Source organism: Ruicaihuangia caeni (assembly GCF_040536845.1).
Taxonomy (GTDB): domain Bacteria; phylum Actinomycetota; class Actinomycetes; order Actinomycetales; family Microbacteriaceae; genus Ruicaihuangia; species Ruicaihuangia caeni.
In genome coordinates this window covers 817,639-829,941 of sequence record NZ_CP159582.1, presented here as the reverse complement: position 1 = coordinate 829,941, position 12,303 = coordinate 817,639, and the positions used below count along the sequence as shown (strand labels likewise).

Genomic DNA, 12,303 nt, shown 5'->3' with positions numbered 1-12,303 from the left:
ATGAGGGATCAGCGCCCTCAATCCTACGACCGGTCGGATTGAGGCAACCGTGATCCGGAATCGCCCGATCTTGCAGAGGGATTCGAAGGGAAGTCACGTACCCTGATTCTCGTGTTCGGGGGGCAGTTGATGAAGCGGGGACGACGAGAAACACGACGAGCGCCCATTGTGCGGTCGCTGGTTGCCATCGCAGCTGCGCTGGCACTCGGCGTGGGATTGGTCGTCGGCGCGCCTGGCGCGCACGACTCGGCCGAGGCTGCGAACGCTGCCGACTTCGACGCCGGGTACATCATCAGCGACGCCAATTTCTACGACGACGATGCGATGACGCAGGCCGAGATCCAGGCGTTTCTCGAGGCGAACACGGGCACCTGTCGCAACAGCAACTGCCTGCCTGTGCTGCGGGTCGACACCTTCGATCGTGCCGCGAACAACCCGTGCAAGGCGTATCGGGGAGCTCCGGGGGAGAGCGCCGCTGCGGTGATCTTCAAAGTGCAGCAGGCGTGCAACATCAGCGCGAAGGTGATTCTCGTCACTCTTCACAAAGAGCAAGGACTCATCGGCAAGACCGCACCGACCGACCTCGAACTCCGCAAGGCAATGGGCTATGGCTGCCCCGATACCGCCTCATGCGACTCGCGCTACTACGGGTTCTACAACCAGGTGTACAACGCTGCTTGGCAGTTCGGCTGGTACCGCATCGGCTACAGCACGCCTGGCAGCAGCTTCTACGGCAAGTACCCGCCGGGCCAGATCAGCCAGATCCTCTATCACCCGTACAACAACTGCGGCACGTCCGGCGTTCGCGTTCAGAACTTCGCGACCGCGGCGCTGTACCACTACACGCCCTACCAACCGAATGCCGCAGCGCTGGCCAACCTCTACGGCGTCGGCGACACTTGCTCTTCATACGGCAACCGCAACTTCTGGCGAATGTACACCGACTGGTTCGGCAACCCGACCGGTGTGGACGGCACCGACGACGTCGCTCGTGCCTTCGCCGAACTCGGCGGCGCCACAGGTCCGCTTGGCGCCATCACCCTCAAGGAGAACTGCACTCTCGCGACGACGACGTGCTTCCAGCGTCATCAGAACGGCTCCATCTACTGGACGATCACCACTGGTGCCTTCGGCGTCGTCGGCGCCTACGACACGGTGTACCGAGCGACGGGAGCCGAGCGCGGCCCCATGGGCGCGCCCACGAGCAAGCTCATCGACGTGCCGAGCACTCCCAACGGGCCCGGAGCCGGCCAGCAGTTCCAGTACGGAACGATCTACTCCAGCGCGGCGGGTGCGTTCGCGGTGTACGGGGCCGTCCGTGCGGAGTACTGGGCGAACGGCAGCAACTCAGGCTCGTTCGGATGGCCGACAAGCGCACGCAAGTGCGTGGGCGTTGTCTGCGCCCAGCAGTTCCAAGGCGGCGCTATCGCCGAGACTGGCGGCGACGGTTACTCAGTGCAGGGCGCGTACTGGACGGTGTACAGGGAACACGGGGGCGTCAACGGATCGCTCGGTGTGCCGCTCGGCAGCCCTATCAGCGTCACGGCTCCAACTGGTCCCGGTGCCGGCCAAGCGTTCGAGCGCGGGACCATCTACTCGACTGCTGCGCACGGGACGTTCGCGGTGAGCAATCCTCTGCGATCGGTCTACTGGTCGAATGGGAGCAACAGCGGCCCGCTCGGATGGCCGATCGCCGCCCAGGAGTGTCTCACCGGCGGTTGCGGCCAGCGTTTCGAAGGCGGTCATGTGTTCACCACCGGTGTGACGGTGCAGGGAACTCACACCGAGGCCTACGAGCGGGCGGGCGGTATTCGCGGCCGGCTCGGCCTCGCGACGAGCGGCCGTATCGACGTGACCGGGAACCCGAACGGTGATGGATCCGGTCAGACGTTCCAGGGTGGAACCGTCTACGCGAGTTCGGCTGGAGCGTTCGCGGTCTCAGGTGCGCTCCGTGCGGAATGGTGGCGACTGGGCGGGAACGGCGGCACGCTCGGCTGGCCCATCGGCGACCAGGCCTGCGACAGCGGCGCGCTCTGCCAACAAGCGTTCCAAACGGGAACCCTCGTCCAGTCGTCGCCGTCCACCTTCGTCGTGAAGTGGTCGGCTCATCCGGCGTATGCGTCGGTGGCCTCGGCGTTCAAGGCGCAGTTGGGTGAGGCGACGACCGGGTACATCGACATTCCGGTCAACCCGAACGGGCCTGGCGGTGGGCAGACGTTCGAGCGCGGAACGATCTACTCGAGCGCGGCAGGTGTCTTCCCGGTGTGGGGTGCGGTGCGGGCCGAGTGGTGGCGTCTGGGTGGCAATGGCGGTGCGCTGGGGTGGCCGGTTGGCAACCCGGAGTGCGCGAGCGGGCTGTGCTCGCAGCAGTTCCAGGGCGGGAAGCTGGTGCAGACCTCGGCTTCCAGCGTTGTTCTGCAGCCGGCGGTGCATCCGGCGTATGCGTCGGTGGCCTCGGCGTTCAAGGCGCAGTTGGGTGAGGCGACGACCGGGTACATCGACATTCCGGTCAACCCGAACGGGCCTGGCGGTGGGCAGACGTTCGAGCGGGGAACGATCTACTCGAGCGCGGCAGGTGTCTTCCCGGTGTGGGGTGCGGTGCGGGCCGAGTGGTGGCGTCTGGGTGGCAATGGCGGTGCGCTGGGGTGGCCGGTTGGCAACCCGGAGTGCGCGAGCGGGCTGTGCTCGCAGCAGTTCCAGGGCGGGAAGCTGGTGCAGACCTCGGCTTCCAGCGTTGTTCTGCAGCCGGCGGTGCATCCGGCGTATGCGTCGGTGGCCTCGGCGTTCAAGGCGCAGTTGGGTGAGGCGACGACCGGGTACATCGACATTCCGGTCAACCCGAACGGGCCTGGCGGTGGGCAGACGTTCGAGCGGGGAACGATCTACTCGAGCGCGGCAGGTGTCTTCCCGGTGTGGGGTGCGGTGCGGGCCGAGTGGTGGCGTCTCGGCGGCAACGGCGGGGCTTTGGGCTGGCCGACCGCGAACCCCTCCTGCTCCGGTGCTCTCTGCACTCAGTCATTCCAGGGTGGAACAATCACCAGGTGACTTCCAGCACCGCTGCGCCGCAGGTAGCGGCGAGTTCCAGCGCGCCGATCAAGCGCGCGCCGTTCCGCACAGACATCCAAGGTCTTCGTGCGGTGGCCGTGCTGCTCGTGCTGGTCTTCCACACCGGAGTGCTGGGACTCGAGGGCGGGTATGTCGGTGTCGACGTGTTCTTCGTCATCTCGGGCTTCTTGATCACCAACCACCTGCTCAGCTCGTTGGCGAGGGACGGACGGCTGGACTTCGGCCTGTTCTACGCGAGGCGGGTCAGGCGCATTCTCCCGGCATCCTTCGTCGTCCTGGTGCTCACCCTGGTCGCCTCGGCGGTCTTCATGCCGCCGGCCCTGCGTCCTTCGACCCTGATCGACGCCGTCTGGACCGCCTTCTATGTTCCGAACCTCGCGTTCGCGGTCGAGGGCACGGAATATCTCGCGGAGACCGCCCCGTCGCCTTACCAGCACTACTGGTCGCTCGGCGTCGAAGAGCAGTTCTATTTGTTCTGGCCGCTGGTGTTATTCGTCGTCTGGCTGATCGCTCGAAAGTCGCGCCGAGTGACTGCGGCGATCGTGGCCGTGCTCATGCTCATCTCTTTCGCTGTCGGGTGGTGGCTCACGTACCGTTCGCAGCCTTGGGCATTCTTCAGTCTTCCCACCAGGGCCTGGGAACTCGGAGCCGGCGCTGTCATCGCGATCGGCGGCCCGGCGCTTGCAGAGCGGATTCATCCTCTAATTCGGGCCATCCTGGCTTGGGCTGGACTCGCCGCGATCTTCACGGCCGCTCTTCTCTTCGACGCCACAACGGCGTTTCCTGGTGTGGCTGCGCTGGTGCCGGTGCTCGGCACCGCGGCGTTGATCTTCCTGCTCCAGGTCGAGACCCCGTATTCCCCCGGGCGTCTCCTCAGCCTGCGGCCGGTGATGTGGGTCGGTGCGATCTCCTACTCCTTGTACCTGGTGCATTGGCCGCTGCAGGTCATCCCCGCGGCCGCGGCCGGCCGCCCGCTGGACCCTGTCTGGCCGATCCTGCTCGCGCTGATCGCCGTGCCGCTCGCTTGGCTGTTGTACGAGTTCGTCGAGGACCCTGTTCGTCGCAACCGGTGGCTCAGCGCACTTCGTCCGCGCTGGAATCTGGCGATGGCGCTCGGGGCCTCTGGTGCTTCGGCAGCGCTGGCGATCACTGCGATCGGCCTCGCGGGCACGGTTCCCAGCGACTCCGGGCGACAGGGCGACGCCTCGGTCACCGTCGCGGACTCCGGGGAGCCCCGATTCACCGGCTTCGTGCCCAGCAACCTCGAGCCCTCGCTCGCGGAGGTCTCGGACGACATTCCGAGGATCTACCCCGACGGTTGCCACCTGGACGTCTCGCAGACCGCTGTGCAACGGTGCTCCTACGGCGATACCGACTCCGACACCGTGGTCGCGCTCTTCGGTGATTCGCACGCGGCGCAGTGGTTCCCTGCGCTCGAGCGCCTTGCGATCGAGCACTCGTTCCGGCTCGACAGCTACACGAAGTCGTCCTGCCCCTCAGTGGAAGTGCCCATCACGACGAGGGGCGTGCCCTACTCGGAGTGCGAGACCTGGCGGAACGCCGTGATCCAGCACCTGAATGCCGAGCCGCCACAACTCGTCGTGCTCTCCAACATGGCCAACCAGCCCGACCAGCCCGACGGTGGTCTCACGCCGACAAGATGGTCCGACGGCGTCCGCTTGGTCGTCGACCGTCTTGCGCTCAGCGAGGTCCTCGTGATCAGTGACACCCCGAATGTCGGCGCCACTCCCGCGATCTGCCTCTCGGCTCACCTCGACGACGCGCGCGCCTGCGATGTCGACGCGAAGACCGCGCTCGACCGGGAGTGGATCACCGCCGAAGCAGATGCGGCCGAATCGGCAGGCGCCACGGTGGTGGCCCTTGACGACCGGCTCTGCACCCCGGATGCCTGCGGAATGATCGTGGGCACCACCCTGCTCTACCGGGACGCCCATCACCTGACCGCGACCGCGGCGGCGCAACTCGCGGAGCCGCTCTGGGCCCACCTCCGTCCGCTCCTCGGATAGCCGTCCTTAGACTGAAGCCGTGAGAGTCCTCGTCACCGGCGGTGCCGGCTATATCGGTGCGCATGTCGTGAGGCTTCTCGCGCAGCGCGGCGACACGCCGATCGTCGTCGACGACCTCAGCACAGGCGACCGCGACCGCGTGGGAGGCGCTGAGTTTCACGAACTCGACCTCACTGCGAGCGATGCGCATCAGCGACTCGAAGCGCTCCTGCGCGATGCTCGCGTCGACGGGGTCGTGCACTTCGCAGCGAAGAAGCAGGTGGGCGAGTCGGTCGAGCGGCCACTGTGGTACTTCGAGCAGAACGTGGGCGGCCTGGTCAACCTGCTGCGAGCTGTTGAGGCGGTAGGAGTCGAGCGCTTCGTGTTCTCGTCGTCGGCCTCGGTGTACGGCCACGCCGAAGACCCCTTGGTGTCTGAAGCCTCGCCGACCCGGCCGGTCAATCCCTACGGTCAGACGAAGCTAGTAGGGGAGTGGCTGGTCGGCGATGTCGCCGCTGCGGGCGCCCTTCGTGGCGCGAGCCTGCGCTACTTCAACGTCGCCGGCGCAGGGTGGGCTGATCTCGGCGACACGGCGGTGCTGAACCTCGTTCCGATGGTGATCGAGCGCATCGAGACGGGCGAGTCGCCGCGCATCTTCGGCGACGACTATCCGACAGCCGATGGCACGTGCGTGCGCGACTACGTGCACGTGCTCGACCTCGCTGAGGCCCACCTCGCGGTGCTCGACGCGCTTGCCGATGGTCCGGCCCGGCATGAGGTGTTCAACATCGGCACGGGGCTCGGCTCATCTGTGCGCGTCATCGTCGAGCAGGTGTTGCGCGAAGCTGGGTCGACCCTCGAGCCCGAGGTGCTGGCGCGTCGCGCAGGCGATCCGCCCGCACTGGTGGCGGACGCGTCGCGCATCGAGCAGCGCATCGGCTGGCGGGCCCAGCGCGGCGTCGCAGAGATCGTCGCCTCGGCGTGGTCGGCGCACCGCTACCGTTGAAGCCGTGCCCTACTCCGTCTCCGTCGCGCTGTGCACCTACAACGGCGAACGATACGTCGATGAGCAGGTGCGCAGCATCCTCTCGCAGAGCCGGCTCCCTGACGAGGTAGTCGTCGCAGACGACGGTTCGACCGATCAGACCCTCGCCATCATCCGTGTCGCCTTTGAAGGGTCGAGCGTGCGCCTGGTCGTGCTCGAGCCCGAGGAGTCGCCGCTCGGGGTCACCGCCAACTTCGAACGCGCCGTGCGTGCCTGCTCGGGCGATCTGATCGCCCTCTGCGACCAGGACGACGTCTGGCACTTCGACCGCCTCGATCGCGCGCTGCGCGAATTCGACCGGTCGCCCCGGCTGCTGCTGCAGCACAGTGATGCCAGACTGACGGATGCCGACGGCCGGCCCCTCGGCGTCACGCTCTTCGAAGGGCTCCGCATCTCGCCCGCCGAGCTCGAGCTCATCGACCACGGCCGAGCTTTCGACGCCTACCTGCGACGGAACCTCGCCACCGGTGCAACGGTGGTGTTCCGGCGCTCCTTGCTCGAAGCGGCCTTGCCCTTTCCTCGTGAGTGGGTGCATGACGAGTGGCTCGCGATCGTGGCCGCGGCGATCGGCGCGACGCAGGCCCTTGAAGCGCAACTGATCGACTACCGCCAGCACGGCAGCAACCAGATCGGTGTGCAGAAGCCAACGCTGCGCTACAAGATCGGCCGGATGCTGGAACCCCGCGCCGATCGCTATCAGCGCCTTGCCGAGCGCTCCGCCGTGCTGCGGTCGCGCCTCGAAGCGCTCTCTGCGGCCGGTGCCGGTGCTCGTGCCGGTGCCGGCGCGTCCTCTGTCGACGAGCGTGTGCTGCGCCTGGCGCGCCAGAAGGCTTCGTTCGAGGCGGCTCGTGCCCACTATCCTCGCGCCCGCCTCTTGCGCCTCGGGCCGGTGCTGCGTCAGTGGCGGCGTGGCTCGTATCGCGTGCTCTCGAGCCAGGGCGACCTCGACATCGCTCGCGACGTGCTGCAACCCGCCTGAGATCGAGCCCGGCGAGGCGTCGACACGTGACATTGTCCGCGCGAGCCTCCTCCACATGCAGACCCTTGCGAGAGCTATCCGGAGTTTGCGCGGCAATCGCCCACGCGACGATGGAACGGCCTAGCCTTTCTCGATCACATCACTGACAATCGAAGGGTGATCACCGCGACCGAGCCACAAGTCTGGGTGCTGATCGGCGTTTTTGCTGCCGGACTGTTCGGCATGCTCACGCTGCTCTCGACGATGTTCGTGAAACTCGTGCAGAACGGATTCGATAGCCTTCGGTCGGAGCTCCGTTCCGAGATCAGGGCCCTCAGTGAATCCATGAACCGCCGCTTCGACTACCTGGATCGCGACGTCCAGGCGCTGACACGCCGCGTCTTCGGCGACCCCGACCAGTAGACGAACGCCTACGTCAGCGGGTCTTGCTCGAGGGGCCGCTGGAACGCGTTCCGCCAACTGAGCCGTTGCGAGGCCTTCACGCAGCAGACGACGAACACCAGCCATCCGAACTCGTACAGGATGCTGCTCTCCGCCAATGCCGAGGTCATGAGCGCGGCGAGCACGACCGCCGGCCAGGTGTAGACCACGCTTCGCTGGCGGGCGCCGAGCAGCCACGAACGCGCGAACGCGAGCGCCAGCATCCCGACGAAGGCGGCGATCCCCACGAGCCCGAGCTGGAACCAGACGTCGAGGTAGGCGTTGGCCGCTGACGTGAGCGTCTGCCGGCTCACCGTGTTGAACAGTGAGAACGGCGAGATGCCGGCATCCCACTGGCCGATCCAGCCCCACCCCTCCAGAGGGTGGAGCGGCACGAGCGCCCACACCTGTTGCCACAGCCTCAGCCGCAGATTCAGATCGCCGGTCGCGTTCAACGCTGTGACGATAGGGGAGCGCAGCATCCACACCGCCAGGGCGATCAGAGCGGCGGCCCCGAGGATGGCGAGTTGCCAGAAGGTGCGCTGCGCCGGCTTCAGCCGACGCACCCCATAGAGCACTGCGGTGGCCGTGATCGCGACGGCGGCAGTGCCGAACGACACGGGCGAGCGAGCCAGCAGCAGCGTCAAGCCCGCCGCAGCGAGCGACCCGACCGCGAGCCCGCGCGAGATGGACTGCGTGCGCCATTCGATGGTGAACGTGATGCCGGCGATCACGGCGAGCAAACCGACCTCGTGGTGGCTGCCCACGATGCCCTGAATCGGTCCGCCGCGCGCGATGTGTCCCCTGATGTCAAGAAATGCGATGGGCACATCGATCAGCAGCCCGCTGAGCACTTCGAGGGCGAGCGAGAGGCCGAGCGTCACTCTGAGCACATCTCCGGCCGCGCGGATGATCTGGATCGTGTCGCGTGTCAACGCCACCATGAGGCCGAGTGCGGTGAACGCCAGCAGATAGGCCACGCCGCCGAGCGTTTCCTGCCGGTACTGACTCCAGAACACGGAGAGGGCCGCCCAGCCGAGGAAGACGAGCATCGAGATCGGCACGACGGCGAGCCACTCGACTGTGGCACGCCGAGCGATCAGCGATCCGGCGCACAGCGGCACGAGCGTCACGAGCATCGCGATCAGCCCGGCCTCGCCGATCATCCGCTCCAGCGCGAATGCGAACACCCCGAGCCCCAGCGCGGTCGTCGTCAAGGCCCCAGCCAGCCGCGCATCGCCGAAGAACGCCTTCAGCGAGCTGCGGATCGAAGCGTGGCGGCTCATCGGCACCACGCTACCTGTGAGTGCGCCTGCCGGCCGTGCGCCGAGCGGTGTGCCCGGCGCGCAGAAGGCTGGGGCGATCGAGCGGCATCACGGCCGCCATCAGCGCAACTCGGGATCCCTGAACTCGCGCGCGCTCAGACCGATCGCGAGCATGGCGAACACGACCCACCACCCCTCGACGAGCAAGTGGCTCTCCGACACCGATTGCACCACCAGGAACACCACCACCAGCAGCGGCAGCAGCGTCTCGGGCTTGAACGGGCGAGGGTCGGTCAGCGAGCGCCGCGGCCGACTCGTCGCGGCCAGCCAGGCCCGCATGAACACGCGAGCGACGAGCATCGCGAAGGCGAGCACGCCGATGAACCCCAGTTGCAGCCACACGTCGAGCCACGCATTGTGCGCGTGCAGTTGCTCGACCCCGTTCACGACGACGAGACCGTCGAAGGGCTCGGTCCACGGCATCCAATACCCGGTCCAGCCCCACCCGACCACCGGATGCTGGGCCGCCAGGCCCACGACGGTCTCCCAGATGCCGGTGCGGCCGGTCAGGGTCGAGTCCTTGCCGAAGAGCTCAAGCACCGGCTCGGTGAAGAAGGCGATCACGGCGACCACGATCCCTGCCGCTCCCAGCATCACGAGAGTCAGGATGCCGCGGGCACGCCTCGTGCTCGTGCGCCGTGTGGCGAGAGCGAGCACCAAGGCCGCCGCCGTGGCGAGCAGCGCCACGATCACTCCTGCCGAGCGGGTGAGCGCCACGATCGTGAGCGCGAGCAGCGCCCATGCTCCGTGCCAGACGCGCACGTGTCGGTCGCGCCACCACTGCAGGCCGAACGCTATGAGAGCGATGGCCGCCGCGGTGCCCAGCATGGTGGAGTTGCCGAGCACGCCCTGGATCTTGCCGTCGACGAACAGCACGTTCCTCGACCACATCTCGAGCTTCAGCAGATCGTCGGGCGACTTGTCCATCCAGGCGGGCCCGATCGGATGCCGGATGAACCAGGCCACGACGAGCTCGAACACGATCGAGAGCCCAAGCAGCCACCGTGACATCAACGCGAGCGCGTCGAGCATCTGACTGCGCGTCAGGAGGGTTGCCAGCGGCATGGCGGCCACTACGGCGGCGACCAGCAGCGACAGGCCAAGCAGCGTCTCGAGTCGGTAGTGCGACCAGATGAGGCTGAGAGCGGCGAGGATCAACCAGAGCCGCAGCGAATACGGCACCGCGCCCCACGGGACGCGGCACCGCTCGCGCACGAGCCAGACGATCGCCGTGAGCAGGCCGGCGATGACGATCGCGCCCCACGCCCACCAGCCGAGGGCATTGCGAAGAGCCGGACCGCCGACGCCCGTGAACAGCAGGGCCGCACCGAGCATGACTCGGCCGTCGTGCAGCGGAGGGAGCCGGATGCCACGGCCATCGGCCAGCCGCACGGGCTCAACCGGCCGCGGCGCGACGTGCGCGGCATCCGCTCGTTCGCTCATGGTTCGAGCGTACTGGGGTGCCTCGACGACGCTGGCGGGTCACACGAAGGCTGCGTGACCGGTGATCGCCCGGCCCACGATCAGGGTGTTCATCTCGCGCGTGCCTTCGTACGAGTACAGCGCCTCGGCGTCGGCGAAGAACCGCACCACGTCGTACTCGGAGACGATGCCGTTGCCGCCGAACAGCTCGCGGCACCAGGCGACCGTCTCTCGCATTCGCGCTGTCGCGTAGGCCTTCGCGAGAGCCGAGTGCTCATCTCGCTGCGTGCCCTCGTCGAGCATCTGCGAGACGCGCACGCACATCGCGAGCGAGGCGGTGATGTTGCCGAGACTCTTCGCGAGCAGGTCTTGCACGAGCTGGTGCCCGGCGATGGGCTTGCCGAACTGCTCGCGCTCCCTGGCGTATTCGAGGGCGACCTCGTACGCGCCTATCGCGTTCGCGACCGCGCCCCAGGCCACCTCGGCGCGAGTGAGACGCAGCACCTTCGCGGTGTCCTTGAACGAGTTCGCGTGCTCGAGCTTCAACTCGTGCGGCACTCGCACGTTGTCGAGCACGATGTCGGCGTTCTGCACGATGCGCAGGCTCTGCTTGTTCTCGATCTTGGTCGCGGTGAAACCCGGGGTGTCGTTCGGCACGATGAACCCCTTGACGTTGCCGTCATCGGCATCCTTCGCCCAGATGATCGTGATGTCGCTGATCGTCGCGTTCCCTATCCAGCGCTTCCGGCCGTTCAGCACCCAGTGGTCGCCCTCGCGCTTCGCGGTCGTGCGGAGCCCCTGGGCGCTGTCGCTGCCGCTGAGGGGCTCGGTGAGGCCGAACGCACTGACCACCTCGCCGGAGTTGAGCTTCGGCAGCCACTCCGCGCGCTGCGCCTCGCTGCCGCACACGCCCAAGGTGCCCATCACCAGTCCGTTCTGCACGCCGATGTAGGTGGCGACGCTGGCATCGATCCGCCCGAGCTCGATCGTGATGAACCCCCGGAACACCGCCGAGTTCTCGAAGCGTCTCGTTTCGGGCCAGGCGAACCCGGTGGCGCCGGCATCCGCGAGTCCTCTCACGAGCTCACGGGGGAATGTGGCGTTCACCCAGTGCTCGGTGACGATCGGCCGCACTTCGCGCTCGAGGTACTCGCGCAGCGCCGCGAGGTGCGAGCGCTCCTGCTCGCTCAAGAGGCTCGAGAAGTCGTAGAAGTCGCCCACGACCGGCGTGTACTTCGCCGGGGCGTCCGTCGTCGAGGTGTGCGCCATTGCCTGCTCCATCGCTGAGGTTCGACCGGGCGCAGTGCTCTCGGCGCCCGAATGCTGCTCACTGTAGAACCGAGTGCGGATGCCGCGACATACCGTTGATGATTTCCACCAACGCGGCAGGTGCACCGTCTGGCTCGGTTGTCGCCCGGCTCAGGCGGCGTGCGGGTAGTTCCCGCTTCTGGGCGGGCCGTCGGGTGTCAGCGCTCTAGCGCGTCGGCGGTCGTTCAGGGCGAAAAGGGCAGCGGGATTCGGGCTCGTAGTGAAGGCGAGTTCGAGGCAAAACGGCGCGCTCAGCGATTTGTGACACATTCATCGGCGCGGCGCAACCTTCAGACCTGAGTTGAGAGTTCTAGAATCCGCGACTTGACGCGCGTGAACTACAAGAGTGTAATTATCGCTAAGCGAGTCCAGAAACCTTGAGGGGAGCAGGCAGATGGCAAGCGGATACCGCAGCGGAGTGCCCGACGACTGGTATGTCGACCCCGTGAGGCTGGGTATCCCCGGCATCCGCCCGGCGATCGTCGAAGAAGACAATCCGCTCGCCTGGCAGACCGACGCCCTCTGCGCTCAGACCGACCCCGAGGCCTTCTTCCCCGAAAAGGGCGGATCGACCCGTGACGCGAAGAAGATCTGCACCTCGTGCGAAGTGCGCTCCGAATGCCTCGAATACGCGCTTGCGAACGACGAGCGCTTCGGCATCTGGGGCGGGCTCTCTGAGCGGGAACGCCGCAAGCTGCGCCGCCGAGCGGTCTGACTCCGCGTCGCAGTATC

The 12,303-nt window shown here is 67.0% G+C and carries 9 protein-coding genes; 6 read left to right on the top strand and 3 right to left on the bottom strand.

The window, feature by feature from the left end; all coding sequences use genetic code 11:
• Positions 1-168: 168 nt before the first annotated feature.
• From ABV606_RS03775 to ABV606_RS03755, 5 genes are all read left to right on the top strand, one after another.
• Positions 169-3,045 carry a hypothetical protein gene (locus ABV606_RS03775; RefSeq protein ID WP_353988408.1) on the top strand — a complete coding sequence of 959 codons (2,877 nt, stop codon included), beginning with the start codon at positions 169-171 and terminating at the stop codon, positions 3,043-3,045.
• On the top strand, positions 3,042-5,093 hold the full coding sequence (locus tag ABV606_RS03770) for an acyltransferase family protein (protein WP_353988407.1): 2,052 nt from the start codon (positions 3,042-3,044) through the stop codon (positions 5,091-5,093). The genes ABV606_RS03775 and ABV606_RS03770 overlap by 4 nt, the downstream gene beginning before the upstream one ends.
• A 19-nt stretch (positions 5,094-5,112) precedes the next feature.
• Positions 5,113-6,078 (top strand): UDP-glucose 4-epimerase GalE, encoded by a 966-nt coding sequence (gene galE / locus ABV606_RS03765; RefSeq protein WP_353988406.1) that lies wholly within the window; start codon positions 5,113-5,115, stop codon positions 6,076-6,078.
• A 4-nt stretch (positions 6,079-6,082) separates the two neighbouring features.
• A complete protein-coding gene (locus ABV606_RS03760; RefSeq protein ID WP_353988405.1) occupies positions 6,083-7,096 on the top strand; it encodes a glycosyltransferase family 2 protein in 1,014 nt (337 codons plus the stop codon).
• 156 nt (positions 7,097-7,252) lie between these two features.
• Positions 7,253-7,498: a hypothetical protein gene (locus ABV606_RS03755; protein WP_353988404.1), complete on the top strand. Its 246-nt coding sequence runs from the start codon at positions 7,253-7,255 to the stop codon at positions 7,496-7,498.
• An 8-nt stretch (positions 7,499-7,506) separates the two neighbouring features.
• Here ABV606_RS03755 and ABV606_RS03750 read toward each other — a convergent pair whose 3' ends face one another.
• The 3 genes from ABV606_RS03750 to ABV606_RS03740 all read right to left on the bottom strand — a co-directional run bounded on the left by ABV606_RS03750 (position 7,507) and on the right by ABV606_RS03740 (position 11,532).
• The gene (locus ABV606_RS03750; RefSeq protein ID WP_353988403.1) at positions 7,507-8,802 is read right to left on the bottom strand and encodes an O-antigen ligase family protein; all 1,296 of its coding nucleotides are present in this window, start codon (positions 8,800-8,802) and stop codon (positions 7,507-7,509) included.
• Positions 8,803-8,901: 99 nt separating this feature from the next.
• Positions 8,902-10,284, bottom strand: coding sequence for an O-antigen ligase family protein (locus ABV606_RS03745; protein ID WP_353988402.1), 1,383 nt, complete (start codon positions 10,282-10,284; stop codon positions 8,902-8,904).
• A gap of 39 nt (positions 10,285-10,323) precedes the next feature.
• Positions 10,324-11,532, bottom strand: coding sequence for an acyl-CoA dehydrogenase family protein (locus ABV606_RS03740; protein ID WP_353988401.1), 1,209 nt, complete (start codon positions 11,530-11,532; stop codon positions 10,324-10,326).
• A 433-nt stretch (positions 11,533-11,965) separates the two neighbouring features.
• Between ABV606_RS03740 and ABV606_RS03735 the strand changes: the two genes are divergently transcribed.
• On the top strand, positions 11,966-12,286 hold the full coding sequence (locus ABV606_RS03735) for a WhiB family transcriptional regulator (RefSeq protein ID WP_353988400.1): 321 nt from the start codon (positions 11,966-11,968) through the stop codon (positions 12,284-12,286).
• Positions 12,287-12,303 lie beyond the last annotated feature (17 nt).